The sequence below is a fragment of the Methylocystis heyeri genome (genome assembly GCF_004802635.2).
Classification (GTDB): Bacteria; Pseudomonadota; Alphaproteobacteria; order Rhizobiales; family Beijerinckiaceae; genus Methylocystis; species Methylocystis heyeri.
The window spans coordinates 3,995,074-4,010,414 of the sequence record NZ_CP046052.1; the positions used below are offsets into that span (position 1 = coordinate 3,995,074).

Consider the following 15,341-nt stretch of genomic DNA (forward strand, 5'->3'; position numbering starts at 1 on the left):
GTGTCCGATTAAGGCGCAGGCCAAGAGCGGATCTTGCGCCTCGCGCGGCGAGATTTCGCTTTTTACGCGGTCCGTATGCAGGTGTCGGAGATTCTTTCCGGGCTGGAGGCGAGGCCGATCCATCGGTCGACCAGATCCGGGTCGAAGCCGGATTCGCAGCGCGCGTCCACTTGCATCAGCGGACGACGAATGAGCAGCGGTTCGGCGATCATCAGGTCGAGGGCTTCGTTTGCGCCGAGCGTCTCGATCTTTATCTCGCCCGATTTCACGCGCGGCGATGCGGGGTTGAACCATTCCCGCACCGGTTTTTCGCCAAAGAAGGCGGCGAGCCGCGCCGCCGTCCAGGGTTCGGCGAGCAGGCTGCGGACCTCCAATTCATGGCCGGAGGCGCGCAGCAGGGCCTTTTGCTTGGCGTTTCCGCCGCAGCCGGGTTTTTCGAAGAAAATTACATGCGCCATGTGATCTTTCCGTGGGGCGTCCGCCGCTTGCGGCGGGAAGTCCGTCGGCTTTTGGGCGAAACGCCGCGGGGATAATCCAGCGACCACAGGCTAGCGTATTTTTGTGCGTTGCGAAACGCCCGAACCGGGGCGGCGAACGCGCGGATCAGGTTTCCGCTCCGAATTTATGCAGATGGGCGCCATGCGCCGAAAGCCAGGCTTCGGCGCGGTCCACTTCCGCCGAAAGCTGGCGCGCCAGCGCCCAGAAGCGCGGAGAGTGGTTGAGGTGGACGAGATGCGCGACTTCATGCGCGGCGAGGTAATCGAGCACGAAGGGCGGCGCCATGATCAGGCGCCATGAAAAATTCAACGAGCCCGCCGCCGAGCAGGAGCCCCAACGGCTCACCGTGTCCCGCAAACCTATCGGGCGGGGAGCGACCCCGATAGCGCGCGTATGCCTCTCGATCGAGGCTTCGAGGTCGCGCCGGGCTTCCCGCTTGAGATAGTCGCGCACCCGCCGCTGCATATGCTCGCGTCCCCCGGCGACATAAAGCCCATGGGCCGGCGCTCCCGGGGCGGCTTCCCGCAGGGGCTCGCTCCAGACGACGCCGCGGGCGCCTGGAACATTGAGCAGAAGATGATCGAGGCCGCGCAAAGGAGCGACGGCGCCGTGCTCGAAAGGAATGACCGCCGGGAGCCTTTTGAGGCGGGCCGCGATCCAGGCCGCATGGCCCTCGGCGAAAGCGCGGGCGTCGCGCAGAGAACCGCGCTGGGGCATTGTGAGAACGGCGTCGCGCGCCGCGAAACGCACGCGCAGGGTGAAGCGCCGCGCGCTCGGCAGGCGCCTCAAGGTCACGACGATGGTCTCGCCCGCGTGGTTCAGGACGAGTTGGGAAGAACTCGCCGGCGGCGGGGTCTCTTTACGCAAGAGAGAAGGCATGCAGCCATGCTAACCCGAAACGCCGGTGAGTCGCGACCGCGCTACATCGCGCGCGCAGGATTTTTTGTGCGCCTTCCCCGCCTCACAAATAGCGTTCGAGCTCATGCGCCGCTTCGGCGGGTTTTCGGGAGACGTTGAACGCGCCGACAAAGCGGCCGTTCTTGTCCATCAGATAGACGATGCTGGTGTGGTCCACGCCGTAGTCGGCCGCGTCGCCGGGAGCGCGCTTGGCGTAGATGCGGTATTCTTTCAGCATCGGGTCGAGCGCCTCGTGAGCGCCTGTCAGTCCCACGATGCGAGGATCGAAGCTCGAAAGATAATCCTTCAGGGTCTGGGGGGTGTCGCGCTCGGGATCCACGGTCACGAACAACGCGCCGATTTTTGCGTCGGGACCGAGCGTCCGCAGCGCCTCCGACATTTCGAACAGCGTCGTGTGGCAGATATCGGGGCAATGGGTGTAGCCGAAGAACACCAGATAGGGACGGCCGACCATATCCGCATTGGTGAAGGTTCCGCCTTCGTGGCGGACCAGGCTGAAAGGCCCGCCGACCTCCGGCGTGGTCGCCGGGCGGCTGGTGAGACCGACGAAAGCGGCGAACAGCAGCGCGCTGGCGACGCCGATCGCGATGAGCGGCTTCGTCGCGACGGCCGGGCCCTTGGCTTCGTTTCCGGCGTTTCGTTTCGCTGTGCGTCCGGTCGTTTTTTTTGTTTTGCTTCTTGCTTCATCCGACATGAGGTGCCTATCCCAGCGAAGCTTCGTTTACCGCCGTCCTCTGCGGCGCCTATCGCGTTGCGGACGACCGGCGGCCGCCGCATCGGCGCAATCTTTCAGTCCACCATAACGATATGAGCGTCGTTGCACAGATCCAATGCGCCGGCGTCGTCCGCGTCGTCGAATTTCCAGCGCGCCTGAAACAGGCAGCCTGTGGCTCGTTCCAGTTTCAGATCGGCTTTTTCGCCTGCGGGGAGGGGCTTGTCCAGCTTCGCGACGATCAGTTCCGGCGCGGGCCCCGAGCCTTTCTTCGCTATGGTGAAGCTCTGGAGCGAGACGCTCCGTTTGTTCTCGAGCGTCACCACGACCGGAGGCTCCCGTCTTACGGCGTCTCGTTTGGACGCGGCTTTTGCCGCCCCGACCTGCGTCGCGACGACGCAGATCACGAGTGCCGAGCGGGCGAGCGCTAAACGCGAACTCATCGGGGGTGATCCTGTTGCGGCGGGGAATCTACCCTGTCCGCCCGTTTTCGCCAAGGGCGCCCGGCCCGCGCTCTACTCGCCTTATCTGATTTGCTTTTCGCCGGCGGAAAGCCGCTTTCGGGCTTTTTCGCGAACCCGCTCATCCATTTGGATGGAAAGGCGATCTGGACACGCCCTCGCTCAGCGGCGCCTCCAGGAAAAAGTCCAGAATGGCCTCCTCCGCGGGATCGACCGCATAAGAGGTGAAATCGGTCACGCCCTCTTCGCGTAGGGCGGCGACGTCTATGAAAAAGTTGCCTGAGCAAGAGCGGGCGGGGCGGGTGAGAACGGCGTGGGCCGCATCCGCGACGATCTCGGGCTTGCGCGAGCGGCGCAGGGCCGCCTCGCCGCCCAGCAGATTGCCGACGGCCGCGGTCGCTATCGCGGTTTCGGGCCAAAGGGAATTTACGGCGACGCCCTCAGGCGCGAGCTCCCGCGCCAGACCCAGCGTCACGAGGCTCATGCCGTATTTGGCGATCGTATAGGCGAGATTGGGGGCGAACCACTTGGGATTGAGGTCGAGCGGGGGCGAAAGCGTCAATATATGCGGGTTTCCCGCCTTTTTCAGATGCGGTAGAGCCAGCTTGGAGCAAAGATAGGCGCCGCGCGCATTGACCTGCTGCATCAGATCGTAGCGCTTCATGTCCAGCGTCTCGACGCCGCGCAGATCGATCGCGCTGGCGTTGTTGACGAGAATATCTAGCCCGCCGAAGGTCTTCGCCGTCTCGGCGACCGCGGCCTCGACCTGGTCTTCGAAGCGGATGTCGCAGGCGAGCGGCAAGGCCTTGCCGCCGGCGGCTTCGATCTCTTTCGCGGCGGTGTGGATCGTACCGGGAAGCTTCGGGTGCGGCGCCGCGCTTTTCGCGACGATCGCCACATTGGCGCCGTCCCGGGCCGCCCTGAGCGCGATGGCGAGACCGATGCCGCGGCTGGCGCCCGTGATGAACAGCGTTTTTCCGGCGAGAGATCGACCCATGCCATTATCCCTGCTGCGGGCGCATTATTGCGATGGTGACGCGCTTCGATTTGTCCTCGGGGCGCGCCCCGGCCGGCTCAGCCTAGAGCGCTTTCAGCCGAAGTGGATGCCGGTTCGGCGTTGGAAACGCGTTAAAACAAAAGCTTAGCGTGTCTTCATGTTTCCGGAACACGAAGACACTCTAGCCGATCTGGTACGCCCCGCAAGCGGGCCGGCCCGTTTCGCAGCGCATTCCCATCGAAATGCGCTTCGGGCGCAGGCAAGGCGTCAGCCCTGCTCCAGCCTGCCGGCGAGGCGGCTCCAGAGAGCGTTGTCGGCGCGGAAGACATAGTCCAGCCGGCCGCTCGTCACGGTCTGGGCCCCATGCGCAATGAGCCAGTCGGCGAGCGCGGGCACCTTGCCGGCGGGGGCGCTGAGCGCGAGCCCGCCATCCCCGTCGCGCTGGCGCAGACAGGCTCCGAACTTGGACTCCGCCTTGCGCAGAATCTTGTCGGTGACTTCGGGCAGGCTGGTCTTGACCTCCCTCGTGGTGCGGGCTTCTTCTTCCGCCGCGATGCGCGAGAGAATGATGCGCGCCGCCTCGCGCGCCTGTTCGCCCCAGGGAGCGCCGAGCGAGGCCACGAGATTGGCCTGCGAGCGCAGGATCACGCCGTCGTCGAGGGTTTTGAGGGCGTTCGCGGCGAGCGTCGCGCCCGTCGTGGTGATGTCCACGATGAGGTCCGCAGAACCCGCCGCCGGAGCGCCCTCGGTCGCGCCCGAGCTTTCGACGATGCGGTAGTCGCTCACGCCGTGGGCGGCGAAAAAACGCCTCGTGGTGTTGACATATTTGGTGGCGACCCGCAGCCCGCGGCCATGGCGGGCGCGAAATCCCCCCGCGACGTCGGCGAGGTCGGCCATGTCGCGGACGTCGATCCAGGCCTGGGGCACGGCGACGACGACATTGGCGGCGCCGAAGCCCAGCGGGGCGAGCAGTTCCACGCGCCGGGCCGCTTCTTCGATTTCCTCCCGGATGAGGTCTTCGCCGGTGACGCCGAAATGCACCTCGCCGCGCGCGAGCCGCCCCGTGATCTCCGAGGCCGATAGAAAGGCGGCCTCCACATTGTCGACGCCGGCCAGCGTTCCCCGGTAGTCGCGCGCGCCGCGGCCCTGCTGCAGCTCGAGTCCCGCGCGGGCGAAAAACGCGAAAGCGTTCTCCTGCAATCGGCCTTTAGAGGGGACGGCCACGATCAGCTTGTCGGCGGCGCTGTTTTTCTCGCCCTGGTTGGTCATTCCTGTTCTCCCGAAAGGCGATTGATCCAGATCGCCGCGCCGACCGCCGGAACGTCCTGGCCGGCGCCCAGCGTCCGCAAAAGCCTGTCGTAGCGTCCGCCGGCGACGACCGGGGCGGCTTCCGGGCGCTCGGCCGGGCGCGCCTCGAACACGAAACCGGAGTAATAATCGAGGCGCCGGGCGAAGCCGGCGGCAAAGCGCATCCGGTCGAGCTCCAGTCCGCGCGCCGCGATGAAGCTGGATCGCGTGTCGAAGGAATCGAGCGCGAAGCCGAGGTCGAGATCGGCCTCGCTCGCCAGCGCGCGCAGCCTGGCGGAGGCGGCGTCCGGGGATCCCGTTATGGCGAAAAAGGTCTCCATGAGGGTGCGCTTTTCCGCGCCCACGCCGGCGTCGTTTTCCAGTGAGGCCTGCTCCAGGAAGCGCTCGGCGATTTCTCCGGCGCTGCGTCCGCCGACCGTCGAGATGCCGGCGATGGCGAGCAAATCCTCCACCAGTTTCCTGGCGTCGCCGGCGTTCGCCTTTTCGAGAGCGGCGAGCACGCCGGCGCCGACGGCGTTCTCCCTGCGTGGCGGCGCGCTCAGCATTTTCGCCAGCGGCTCGCCGCGGGCGTGGCCGATCTCGAAACGCCGGCGCCATGCCGCCGGGAGGTCGAGCCGGTCTAGAAACGTCTTCACGAGGCCGGCGTCGCCGATCTGAAGAGCGAGGGAGGGCGCGCCTGCCGCTGCTGCGGCGTCGAGCGCGACGCCCAGGATCTCGGCGTCGGCGGCCTCGCGGTCGTCGCGGCCGAAGCTTTCGAGCCCGGCCTGAAGCGTCTCGCCCTCGCCGGCCCGGAAAATGGGGCCGCCATAGGCGAGCGCCGCCGGCCGGCCCGGCTCGAAGCTCGCGAGATATTCGAGACAGACCGGGATCGTGTATTCCGGACGCAGGCAGAATTCGCCGGCGCCGTCGCTGGCGAGGTAGAGCCTCCCGCGGAAATCCTCGCCGAGGCGATCGAGAAATATTCCCGCGGGCTGCAGCAGCGCGGGCTCGCGGCGCGCGAATCCCTCTGCGGAAAAGCGCGCCAGCGCGGCCTCCAGGCTCTTCTGGTCCGAGGGGCGGTTCCTAGCCTGCGTCACGGTCGAAATCCTTCATTTTGGCGCCCTCTTACCAGTTGCGGCTCACCGAGGCATCCGCTGTAAGGCGAAAGAATGAACGTTGTGCGAGCGGCGCGCTCTGGCGCCGCGCCGCGACGCGCATTAGCTTTTGTGGCGGTCATGATCCTGGCGGAGGGCGGCATGGGCGAAGGCGTAGCCGAAAACGAGCGCTCGGGTAAAGGCGTCGCGATCAAGATATCGGCTTCCCGCGAGGAGGTCGGGCAGGGGCTCACCGTGCTGCGCGCCCTTCCCGCGCCCGAACTCGAAGCGGTCGGGCCTTTCATTTTCCTGGATCAAATGGGCCCGGCGGCCCCGCCGGCGGGCGGCGTGCCGGCCCATCCCCATGCCGGAATAGAGGTCATCACCTATCTGCTGGAAGGGGCGAACGAGCACCGGGACTCCTTCGGGAACCGCAGCGCGATCCTGCCCGGCGGGGCCCAATGGATCGTCTCGGGCAGCGGCATGCTGCATGCGGAATTTCCCCGCGCCGGGGCGAGCGGGGTCATGCACGGGGTGCAGCTCTGGGTGCGCCAGGCTCCCGCCCTCGACGACCAACCGCCCCGCTACGCCGCGGTCGCGCCGGAGGATGCGCCCGTCGCGGATGTCGAGGGGGCGCGATTGCGCCTGCTCGCGGGCTCGATGCCGATTTTCTTCACCGCTCCGGGCCCGATACGCCTGAGCGTCGCCGCGGATCTCGTCCATGTCACGCTCGCGCCCGGCGCTTCGGCGACCCTGCCGCTGCGCAAGTCCCATGAGGCCGGGGTTTATGTCCTCGCCGGCCGGGGAACAGTGGAGGGAGCAGCCTTGCAGCGAGGCGAACTGGCCCTGCTGCGGCCGGCCTCCACCGTGACGCTGGCGAATCCGGGACCCGCGCCTCTGGAGGCGCTGCTGCTCGGCGGCGAGCCGGCGCCGCGTCCGCTCGTTTTCCGGGGCCCTTTCGTGTTCAATTCACGGGAGAGAATAGAGCGCGCCTTCGCCGATTACGCCGCGGGCCGCATGGGCAGACTGGACGGCGCGCCGTTTTGATCCAATAAGAGCGCTTCAGAAAAGCGCGCTGGCGCTAAGTCACCTGCAGGGCGGCGTTCATCATGACGATCAAGCGACGGGATTTTTTCATCGGCGCGGCCAGCGCCGCTCTGGCGGCCGTTTGCGCGGCCCCGGCGACCGCGGAGCCTGCGATCCGCGTCCTCGTGCACCGGGACGCGACTTGCGGCTGCTGCGGCCGCTGGGCCGCCAAGCTGAAGGATGCGGGTTTTGCGGTCGAGGTCGTCGACGAGCCCGACATGAAAGCGGTCAAGGCGCGGCTCGGCGTGCCGGCGGGGCTGACCTCCTGCCACACGGCCGAGATCGAAGGCTATGTCGTCGAGGGTCACACGCCCGTCGCCGCGATCCAGCGGCTGCTGCAGGAAAAGCCGAAAGCCGCCGGCCTCGCCACGCCCGGCATGCCCTCGGGATCGCCGGGCATGGAGATGGGCGGCGAAGCCGAGCCTTACGAAGTGTATCTCTTCGGACCGCAAGGACAAAGCAGCTACGGCGGCTTCAAGGGCGGGTCGGCGATCTGAGTTCGAGCCCGAGATAATCCGCCGCGCCTTCGCCGGCGGCGAAGCCGGTGGAAAAGGCGGCTTGCAGCAGATAGCCGCCGGTCGGGGCGTCGAAATCCAGCATTTCTCCGGCCAGGAAAACGCCCGGCCGCCGGAGCAGCATCAGCCTGGCGTCGAGTTCTTCGAACTTCACGCCGCCCGAGGTGGAAATCGCGCGCTCGAAACCGGGGACGCCGGAAACCTCGAGCGGCAGCTGCTTGATCAGCGCCGCGAGCGCGGCCGCGTCGCGGGGCAGGGCCCGCCCCTGAACCTCCCGCAGCAGGGCGATTTCGATCTTCCCCAGTCCCGCCGCCTTGCGCAGGAAGGTCGACAGGGATTGCCGACCGGGGTCCTGTGCGAGCCTTTTTGCGATTTCGGCTTCTTCGAGATCCGGGCGCAGATCGAGCTTCAAGACGGCGGCCCCGGTCTTTGCGATCGTCTCGCGAAGCCGCGACGCCAGCGCATAGACCGGTCCTCCTTCGAGTCCGAGGCGGGTGACGACGAGATCGCCGCGGGCGGAGGCGTCGCCGTGAGCGATGCGGATCGTCTTGATCGGCCGGCCCTCGAAGGCGTCGCGGAAAATTTCGCTCCAGCCGATCAAAGCGCCGCAGTTCGCCGGGGCGAGCGGCGATATCTCGACGCCGAGAGCGCAAAAAGCTTCGACCCATGCGGCGTCGGAGCCGAGCTTGGGCCAGGAGGCCCCGCCGAGGGCGAAGACGCTAGCCTCGGGAAACAGGACCGATTCCTTTTCTCCCTCCAGGCGCATCCTCAGGCCGCCCTGTTCGGAAAAGCCCAGGAAGGAGCTGCGCATCCTGAAGCCGACGCCCTGGCGCGCGAGGCGCGCGAGCCAGGCTCTGAGCAGGGGCGAGGCTTTGAAGCTCGACGGAAAGACCCGGCCGCTGGAGCCGACGAAGGTCGGCTCGCCGAGTTCGGCGCAGAACTCCCGCAGGCGCGCGGGAGGGAAGGCGCGCAGCAGCGGCTCCAGCCGCCCGGCCGCCGCGCCGTAGCGGGCGAGGAATTTTTCTGGTTCTTCGCTGTGGGTGAGGTTGAGGCCGCCGCGCCCCGCCATCAGAAATTTGCGCGCCGGGCTCGCCCTGTGGTCAAAGACCGTCACCCGCGCGCCCGCCGCCGACAGGACGTCGGCCGCCATGAGGCCGGCGGGGCCGGCGCCGATCACGGCGCAGAATGGAGCGGATGCGGCGATGGCGCTGACTCCCCCTTGGGGCATGTTCCCGCAAAAGCCAGGCTGCTTTTTGCGAAGGAGATGCTCTATCGATAGTTTCGGGCGCGCTCGAACCGGTTCGAGGGCCGGGCTGACGCCGGGCGGGCGCAAAATGCGCGGCGCGGGCGGGAAGTAGCACGGGCCGCGCCCAACGGAAAAGATGTCGAGGAATGTCGCCAGAAAACACACCGCCCGAAGGCGCGGCCCTATTCGCATTCACGGTCCTGGAGGAGGACGCGGGCGCCCGGCTCGATAAATTCCTCGCCGAGCGCGAAGAGGTCTGCGCCGCGCATATTTCGCGGACCCGCGTGAAGTCGCTGATCGAGCAGGGGGCCGCGACGGTCGCCGGCCGCGCGGCCGCGGACGCCAATCGCCGGCTCGCCGCAGGCGAGACGGTCACGCTCGCCGTGCCGCCGCCGGAGCCCGCCGAACCGCAGGGCGAGGAAATCGCGCTCGACATCGTCTATGAGGACTCCCATCTCCTCGTCGTCGACAAGCCGGCCGGGCTCGTGGTGCATCCGGCTGCGGGCCATGAGACCGGAACGCTGGTCAATGCGCTGATCGCCCATTGCGGCGATTCGCTGTCGGGCATCGGTGGGATCAGGAAGCCGGGGATCGTCCATCGCATCGACAAGGACACCAGCGGGCTGCTCGTCGTCGCCAAGACCGACGCCGCGCATCTCGGGCTGTCGCGATTGTTCGAGGACCACGGACGGGAATTGCATCTCGTGCGCGACTATCTTGCCTTCGTATGGGGCGTTCCGGATCGGCGCCACGGCGTCGTCGACGCGCCCATCGGCCGTCACGCCACCCACCGCGAGCGCATGGCGGTGGTCTCCGCGGCGCGGGGACGCGAGGCGATCACCCACTACGAGACGCTGGAAGATTTCGGCGTCGCATCGCTGGTCGGGTGCAGCCTCGAAACCGGACGCACCCATCAGATTCGCGTCCATATGGCGCATCTCGGCCATCCCCTCGTCGGCGACGCCACCTATGGCGCCGGCTTCAAGACCAAGGCCGCCCTGCTGGGGCCCGAGGCGCGCGCGGGCGTGGAGGCGCTGGGGCGCCAGGCGCTGCACGCGGCGACGCTGGGTTTCGAGCATCCGGTGACGGGGGAGGAAATGCTGTTCGAAAGCCCGCTGCCGGCCGATCTCGCCCGCCTGCAGGAGCTTCTGGCGCAAAAATGAAGTCCGCAGCCCGCGTCGCCCGCACCCGGCCCGGGAAAGGCTTGCCTTTTGCGGCGCGACTGGCGACTGTGCGGTCCAGTTTTATGTCAGGAGAATCAGCCATGCGGCGCGCTTTGGCCTGCGTATTCGTTTCCGCTTTGCTCGCAGGATGCAACCAGTCTTCTCCCCATCTCGACTCGGCCGCCTTCAACCCGGCGGAAGCCGCCTTTATCCGCGTCCCGGGAACCGCCAGCATAGCGGGACAGGCCTTCCTGACCGACGCCGGCGAGACCCGTTACGCGGCGGGCGAGGTCGTGCGCCTCATTCCGGCCTCCTCCTACGCCCAGGCCCGCATCGCGCATTTCTACGGCGCCTCCAAATTCGTCGCCGCCGACGCCATGCCCAAGTCCACGCCCGATCCCGAATATGTCGCCTACACCCGCGCGACCAAGGCCGGCGCCGAGGGCCGGTTCTCCTTCGACCATGTCGCTCCCGGGCGCTATTTCCTGACCACGCAGATCATCTGGAAGCCCAAGGGCGCGGCTCAGTCTCAGGGCGGCGGCGCCTTCTACCAGGCGGTCACGGTTCCGGCGGGAGAAGCCGGCGTCGTCAATGTTTCGCTGACCGGCAATTGACCCAGTCTTCGACCCGGCTCGTTCTCGTCGTCGCGGCCGCCCTGGTGGACCCCGACGGCCGCGTGCTTCTCGCCCAGCGGCCGGCCGGCAAGCAGCTCGCGGGGCTTTGGGAGTTCCCCGGCGGGAAGATCGAACCCGGCGAGCGCCCGGAACAGGCCCTGGCGCGAGAGCTCGCCGAGGAACTGGGGATAGACGCCTGCGTCTCCTGCATGCAGCCGCTGGCCTTCGCCAGCCACGCCTATGAAGACTTCCATTTGCTTATGCCGTTGTTCGTGTGCCGGCGATGGGACGGCATGGTCGTCGCAAAGGAGGGACAGGCGCTCAAATGGGCGCGGGCCCGCGATTTGCGGAACTTCCCCATGCCGCCCGCCGATGCGCCGCTGATCGATCCGCTCGTCGCGCTGCTCGGATGATTTTCGCCCCGGGGAGGCGGCGGCCTTCCCGGGGCGTTGTTTTCGATTTTGTTGCGCGCTGCGATCAGTGGCGGAAGTCGTCGGACGCGCTGCGTTTTTTCACCTGATAGACCGCGCCGTGTCCCGTATCTCCGCCCTGACGCGTCACGCCGTAGAGAACGCCGCGCGAGGTGTCGAACACCGGCGCTCCGATCGGGCCGCCGCCATCGGTTCCGCCATGGAAGGCGTAAAGCGTGGTCTCGCTCCACTCTCCCTGATCGGTGTCCGGGGGCGTCAGCTTGAACAGCCCGCCGGCGCCGCCGGCTTCGCCGTCGGAGGTCGCTCCGTAAAGCGCGCCATGGGTGTCGAAGATCACGCCGCCATAGGGATGGCCGCCGTCGGTTCCGGCAAAGCCATGCAGCACGCTCTCGGTCCATTGTGAATTATGCCCGGACGGCGGCGTCAGTTTGTAGATCACGCCATTGCCCGAGGCTCCACTGCGGACGGTCGCGCCATAGAGGGCGCCATGGACGTCCTGGACCAGCGCGCCGGCTGAAGGCGAGTCGCCGTCGCTTCCGCCCGCAAAGGCGTGGAGCAGGGTTTGGCACCATAAATTCGGCTGGGTCGGGGCGCAGCCGCTCGACGGGCCGGGCGGGGTCAATTTGAAGGCGACGCCGAGGCCGCTCGATCCGCCCTGATAAGTCGTCCCATAGAGCGCGCCATGGTTGTCCATCGTCAGATCGCTCGCGGGGTGGCTCCCATCGGCGCCGCCGGTGAAGTGGTAGAGCATGGAATGGGACCAGCTCGTCTGGCTCTGAGCCGGCGGCGAGAGTTCATAGACCACGCCCGCGCCATAGGCGCCGCCCTTGTAACTCTGGCCGTAGAGATTGCCCTGATTGTCGACGATGACGCCGCCATAGGGGGTGTCGCCGTCATTGGCGCCGCCGGAGAAGCTGTGGAGAACGCTTTGGGTCCAGACGACGCCCTGTCCGCCCCTCGGCGGCGCCAGCCTGAACACGACGCCTTTGCCGTAATCGCCGCCCTGCTTGGTCGTGCCATAGAGATTGCCGTTGGAGTCGATGTCGAGCGCGCCGTATTGGGGCGCCGCGCCGTCGCTCCCGCCGGTGAAGCTGTAGAGCACGGTTTCGGTCCATTGGGTGTTTTTTCCCGACGGCGGCGTCATCTTGAACACCGCGCCGAAGCCATGGACTCCTCCGGCAGTGGTCGTGCCGAAGGCGTCGCCCTGGTTGTCGAGGATCAGGGCGCCGTAGGGATCGGCGCCGTCGCCCGCCGAGCCGAAGCTGTGCAAATTGCTTTCGGAGTTCAGATTCGCGGCGCTGGCGGGAAGAACGACCTGGAAGATCGTGCCGTTGTTGTCTATGGCGCCGCTGGCGGTGACGCCATAGACCGACCCCGCCATGTCGAAAGCCAGCCCGCCCGGATGGGCGCCGTCGGCGCCGCCGGTGAACGTGTAGAGCACGTTCTCGGTCCATTGCGCCTGATTGGCGCCGGGCGGCGTCAGGGTGTACAGCACGCCCGCGGACGAAGCCCCGCCGTTATATGCGGTTCCGTAGAGCGTCCCATAGCTGTCGAATGCGATGGCGGAATAGGGATTGGCGCCGTCGGGGCCGCCGGTGAAATTATAAAGGACGGTTTCACCCCATTGTCCTACGGGCGAGGCCGGCGGCGTGAGCTTGTAGAGCATGCCGGCGTTGTACGTTCCGCCGCCATAGGTGGCGCCGTAGAGCGCATGATCGGAGCCGAAAACCACATTCGCGCGCGGGAAATTGCCCTCGACGCCGTCGAAACTGTGAATCAGCGTCTTGATCCACGGGCCTTGCCCATTGGCGGGCGCGGAAAGCTTGTAGACCGTGCCGGCGCCCCTGTGCCCTCCGAAGGCGGTTGTGCCGTAAAGCGCGCCGCCAGAGGCGGCGTCGAAGGTGACGCTCGAATAGGGGTTGGCGCCGTCCAGATCGCCCTGGAAACTATAGAGCAGGGTTTCGCTGTACCCGCCCTGAGCCGGCGTGAGCTTGTAAACGACGCCGTTGTTGGTCGCGCCGCCGCGAACCGTCGCGCCATAGAGCGCGCCGGCGTTGTCCAGCGTGACGCCGGAAAGCGGATTGGCGCCGTCCGAACCGTTCTGGAAGTTATAGAGCGTCGTCTTGATCCAGGCGGTCTGCGGGGAGCCGGCGACGGGCGGGGTCAGCTTGAAAACCGTGCCGGAATTTCCCGAGCCGCCTTCGCGCGTCGCGCCATAAAGCGCGCCATTGCTGTCGAAGGTCAGCGTCGCCTGAGGAAAGGCGCCGTCCGCGCCGCCCTGAAAGGCGTAGAGCGTCGTCTTGGTCCATTGCGTCTGACCGGAGCCGGCCACGGGCGGCGTCGCCATGAAGACGATTCCCGAACCATATTGCCCGCCGGACGACACGCCATAGACCGCGCCGTTGTTGTCGAAGATCAGGCCGGCTTCCGGGATGCCCCCGTCCAGGCCGCCCTGAAAGCTATAGATCGTAAATTCCGAGGCGGCCGTGGTTTTCGATCCGACGACGAATCTGCCCGGGCCCGATTGAACCGTCGGCTTGACGCTCGCGAGGGAACCGCCCGCAGGAAAGACGCAGAGCGAGGCGAGCGCCGCAGTTGCGACCGTCAGCCGCAGACAGCGCGGATAGAAGCCGAGCGAAGCTTTCAACGTTTTCACTTTGTCTTCCTCGTCTGATGAGCCGCTGCTTTGCGCAGGAGCGTTTTCGCCGCTTGTGCGAGAAATTACGACGAGGCTTTGAAAGCGGGCTTAAACTGGTTGTTTCAATGGCGGTTAACGAAACTTCACCAGCAGGAAAATCGGGCTGTCGCGGGCGGTGAACGCGCGTCTGCGACGCATCTGTGCTATTGATGCTCGCGCAGCGATCTTCACGCGCAAGGATTTCAAGGAGGACTCAATGTACGCGAGGCAGTCGGACGCGCAGGCTCCCGCCGCCGGCGCGGCGCATCATCGGCCGTTCGAAGAGCGTTACGCGGCCGGCAAGCGCTTGCGCGACGAAACGCCGCGCGAGAAGCTTGCGAATTTTTCTGCGCCGGAGCGCGATCCGGTCGCGATCTTCGACGAAACCAACCGCACGCGCTTGCCCGAATTATTGCCCATCCGCGCGCAGCGCATGGCCGAGTCGCCTTTCACTTTTCTGCGCGGCGCCGCCGCCCTGATGGCCGTCGACCTCGCCTCGCAGCCCGCGCCGGGCATAAAGACCCAGGCCTGCGGCGATTGCCACCTGATGAATTTCGGCGCCTTCATCTCGCCGGAAGGCAATGTGCTGTTCGACATTAACGACTTCGACGAGACTCTGCCCGGGGTCGATTTCACCGTCGATCTGAAGCGCCTCGCGGCGAGCTGTTCGGTCGCGGCTTTGGCGGGAGGCGCTTCCGACAAGATCGCGAGACGCGTCGCGGAGAATGTCGCGAGAGCCTATCGCCTGCGCATGTTCAAGCTCGCGAAGCTGTCGCCGCTCGAAGCGTGGCACTCGCGGATATTGCTGGTGCGGGAGGCGAGCGATCTTTTCGAGGACGATCTCGTTCGCAAGCTGCGCGTCGCCGCGGATCAGAAACACGCCGATCGCCAGGAAGACCGCAACTTTCCAAATTACTCCCTCGACCCCAAGACCGGCGCCTGGCGCATCATCGATCGTCCTCCGCTGATCTATCATCCCTCCGCAGGACTGAGCGACGCCGCTCGGGTCGATGTCGCCAAAGTGTTCGAGGGCGTGAACGAAACGCTCGCCCCCGAGACCTTCACGCTGATCTCGCGCTACAAGCTGGCCGACAGCGCCATCAAGGTCGTGGGCGTCGGCAGCGTAGGCACCTATTGTGCGGTCGGCCTGTTCACGACTCACGACGGCGATCCGCTCTTCCTGCAGGTGAAGGAGGCCTTGCCCTCCGTGCTGGAGCGCCTCGGCGGCGGCGCCTGGCCCAAGCAGCAAGGCGCCCGCGTCGTTTCCGGCCAGCGCATCATGCAGGCTGCGACCGACATGTTCCTCGGCTGGACCACCGATCCGGAGTCGAACCGTCAGTTCTATGTGCGGCATCTCAAGAACAAGCGGCTCGGTTCGGTCGCCGATCTGCTGCAGGCCAAATCCCTGCCGGAATACGCCACCCTGTGCGGACGCACGCTCGCCCGCGCCCACGCCCGCTCCGCCGATGCGGCGACTCTCGCGGGCTATATGGGAAAAAAAGAGGCATTCGACGACGCCATCGCCTCTTTCGCAATGCTTTACGCCGCCCAAAACAAGATCGACCACCAGAGATTCGTGGCCGGCGGCATAGCCTCGCCGTCCCGTTCGGCGCCGCCTGCGTAACGGCCCCCCGACGCGCCG

Annotated in this window: 15 protein-coding genes; 6 read left to right on the top strand and 9 right to left on the bottom strand. The window is 66.7% G+C overall.

Annotated features, from left to right (window positions below):
• Nucleotides 1-62 precede the first annotated feature (62 nt).
• From H2LOC_RS18000 to H2LOC_RS18030, 7 genes are all read right to left on the bottom strand, one after another.
• Nucleotides 63-458 carry an ArsC/Spx/MgsR family protein gene (locus tag H2LOC_RS18000; protein WP_136497335.1) on the bottom strand — a complete coding sequence of 132 codons (396 nt, stop codon included), beginning with the start codon at nt 456-458 and terminating at the stop codon, nt 63-65.
• A 145-nt stretch (nt 459-603) separates the two neighbouring features.
• Nucleotides 604-1,377: a M48 family metallopeptidase gene (locus tag H2LOC_RS18005; protein WP_136497334.1), complete on the bottom strand. Its 774-nt coding sequence runs from the start codon at nt 1,375-1,377 to the stop codon at nt 604-606.
• Nucleotides 1,378-1,459: 82 nt separating this feature from the next.
• Nucleotides 1,460-2,110, bottom strand: a complete 651-nt coding sequence (locus H2LOC_RS18010; RefSeq protein ID WP_136497333.1) for an SCO family protein — start codon at nt 2,108-2,110, stop codon at nt 1,460-1,462.
• A gap of 95 nt (nt 2,111-2,205) precedes the next feature.
• On the bottom strand, nt 2,206-2,571 hold the full coding sequence (locus tag H2LOC_RS18015) for a hypothetical protein (RefSeq protein WP_136497332.1): 366 nt from the start codon (nt 2,569-2,571) through the stop codon (nt 2,206-2,208).
• Between the two features lie 139 nt (nt 2,572-2,710).
• Nucleotides 2,711-3,586, bottom strand: coding sequence for an SDR family oxidoreductase (locus tag H2LOC_RS18020; protein WP_136497331.1), 876 nt, complete (start codon nt 3,584-3,586; stop codon nt 2,711-2,713).
• 267 nt (nt 3,587-3,853) lie between these two features.
• Nucleotides 3,854-4,855 carry an ATP phosphoribosyltransferase gene (gene hisG, locus H2LOC_RS18025; RefSeq protein ID WP_136497330.1) on the bottom strand — a complete coding sequence of 334 codons (1,002 nt, stop codon included), beginning with the start codon at nt 4,853-4,855 and terminating at the stop codon, nt 3,854-3,856.
• Nucleotides 4,852-5,970 (bottom strand): ATP phosphoribosyltransferase regulatory subunit, encoded by a 1,119-nt coding sequence (locus tag H2LOC_RS18030; RefSeq protein WP_136497329.1) that lies wholly within the window; start codon nt 5,968-5,970, stop codon nt 4,852-4,854. Before H2LOC_RS18030 ends, hisG begins: the two co-directional genes overlap by 4 nt.
• A gap of 72 nt (nt 5,971-6,042) precedes the next feature.
• On the opposite strand from H2LOC_RS18030, the gene H2LOC_RS18035 reads away from it, so the two are divergent.
• Both H2LOC_RS18035 and H2LOC_RS18040 read left to right on the top strand, forming a co-directional pair.
• Nucleotides 6,043-7,014 (top strand): pirin family protein, encoded by a 972-nt coding sequence (locus H2LOC_RS18035; protein ID WP_136497328.1) that lies wholly within the window; start codon nt 6,043-6,045, stop codon nt 7,012-7,014.
• Nucleotides 7,015-7,076: 62 nt separating this feature from the next.
• Nucleotides 7,077-7,550, top strand: coding sequence for a DUF411 domain-containing protein (locus tag H2LOC_RS18040; protein ID WP_136497327.1), 474 nt, complete (start codon nt 7,077-7,079; stop codon nt 7,548-7,550).
• Here H2LOC_RS18040 and H2LOC_RS18045 read toward each other — a convergent pair.
• Nucleotides 7,528-8,796 carry a BaiN/RdsA family NAD(P)/FAD-dependent oxidoreductase gene (locus H2LOC_RS18045; protein WP_136497326.1) on the bottom strand — a complete coding sequence of 423 codons (1,269 nt, stop codon included), beginning with the start codon at nt 8,794-8,796 and terminating at the stop codon, nt 7,528-7,530. The genes H2LOC_RS18040 and H2LOC_RS18045 overlap by 23 nt on opposite strands.
• A 164-nt stretch (nt 8,797-8,960) precedes the next feature.
• Between H2LOC_RS18045 and H2LOC_RS18050 the strand changes: the two genes are divergently transcribed.
• The 3 genes from H2LOC_RS18050 (at nt 8,961) to H2LOC_RS18060 (ending at nt 11,004) form a co-directional block, all read left to right on the top strand.
• The gene (locus H2LOC_RS18050) at nt 8,961-9,977 is read left to right on the top strand and encodes an RluA family pseudouridine synthase (protein ID WP_136497325.1); all 1,017 of its coding nucleotides are present in this window, start codon (nt 8,961-8,963) and stop codon (nt 9,975-9,977) included.
• 101 nt (nt 9,978-10,078) lie between these two features.
• The gene (locus H2LOC_RS18055; protein ID WP_136497324.1) at nt 10,079-10,591 is read left to right on the top strand and encodes a peptidase associated/transthyretin-like domain-containing protein; all 513 of its coding nucleotides are present in this window, start codon (nt 10,079-10,081) and stop codon (nt 10,589-10,591) included.
• The gene (locus H2LOC_RS18060; RefSeq protein WP_136497323.1) at nt 10,588-11,004 is read left to right on the top strand and encodes a (deoxy)nucleoside triphosphate pyrophosphohydrolase; all 417 of its coding nucleotides are present in this window, start codon (nt 10,588-10,590) and stop codon (nt 11,002-11,004) included. The genes H2LOC_RS18055 and H2LOC_RS18060 overlap by 4 nt, the downstream gene beginning before the upstream one ends.
• 64 nt (nt 11,005-11,068) lie before the next feature.
• On the opposite strand, the gene H2LOC_RS18065 is transcribed toward H2LOC_RS18060, so the two are convergent.
• Nucleotides 11,069-13,678 carry a choice-of-anchor tandem repeat GloVer-containing protein gene (locus H2LOC_RS18065; RefSeq protein WP_136497322.1) on the bottom strand — a complete coding sequence of 870 codons (2,610 nt, stop codon included), beginning with the start codon at nt 13,676-13,678 and terminating at the stop codon, nt 11,069-11,071.
• 238 nt (nt 13,679-13,916) lie between these two features.
• On the opposite strand from H2LOC_RS18065, the gene H2LOC_RS18070 reads away from it, so the two are divergent.
• Nucleotides 13,917-15,323, top strand: a complete 1,407-nt coding sequence (locus tag H2LOC_RS18070; protein ID WP_136497321.1) for a DUF2252 domain-containing protein — start codon at nt 13,917-13,919, stop codon at nt 15,321-15,323.
• Nucleotides 15,324-15,341 lie beyond the last annotated feature (18 nt).

Excerpts from the sequence above, each read along its gene's own strand:
- H2LOC_RS18000 (WP_136497335.1), bottom strand. The coding sequence starts at position 458 with ATGGCGCATGTAATTTTCTTCGAAAAACCCGGCTGCGGCGGAAACGCC.
- H2LOC_RS18005 (WP_136497334.1), bottom strand. The coding sequence starts at position 1,377 with ATGCCTTCTCTCTTGCGTAAAGAGACCCCGCCGCCGGCGAGTTCTTCC.
- H2LOC_RS18010 (WP_136497333.1), bottom strand. The coding sequence starts at position 2,110 with ATGTCGGATGAAGCAAGAAGCAAAACAAAAAAAACGACCGGACGCACA.
- H2LOC_RS18015 (WP_136497332.1), bottom strand. The coding sequence starts at position 2,571 with ATGAGTTCGCGTTTAGCGCTCGCCCGCTCGGCACTCGTGATCTGCGTC.
- H2LOC_RS18020 (WP_136497331.1), bottom strand. The coding sequence starts at position 3,586 with ATGGGTCGATCTCTCGCCGGAAAAACGCTGTTCATCACGGGCGCCAGC.
- hisG (WP_136497330.1), bottom strand. The coding sequence starts at position 4,855 with ATGACCAACCAGGGCGAGAAAAACAGCGCCGCCGACAAGCTGATCGTG.
- H2LOC_RS18035 (WP_136497328.1), top strand. The coding sequence starts at position 6,043 with ATGAACGTTGTGCGAGCGGCGCGCTCTGGCGCCGCGCCGCGACGCGCA.
- H2LOC_RS18040 (WP_136497327.1), top strand. The coding sequence starts at position 7,077 with ATGACGATCAAGCGACGGGATTTTTTCATCGGCGCGGCCAGCGCCGCT.
- H2LOC_RS18045 (WP_136497326.1), bottom strand. The coding sequence starts at position 8,796 with ATGCCCCAAGGGGGAGTCAGCGCCATCGCCGCATCCGCTCCATTCTGC.
- H2LOC_RS18050 (WP_136497325.1), top strand. The coding sequence starts at position 8,961 with ATGTCGCCAGAAAACACACCGCCCGAAGGCGCGGCCCTATTCGCATTC.
- H2LOC_RS18055 (WP_136497324.1), top strand. The coding sequence starts at position 10,079 with ATGCGGCGCGCTTTGGCCTGCGTATTCGTTTCCGCTTTGCTCGCAGGA.
- H2LOC_RS18070 (WP_136497321.1), top strand. The coding sequence starts at position 13,917 with ATGTACGCGAGGCAGTCGGACGCGCAGGCTCCCGCCGCCGGCGCGGCG.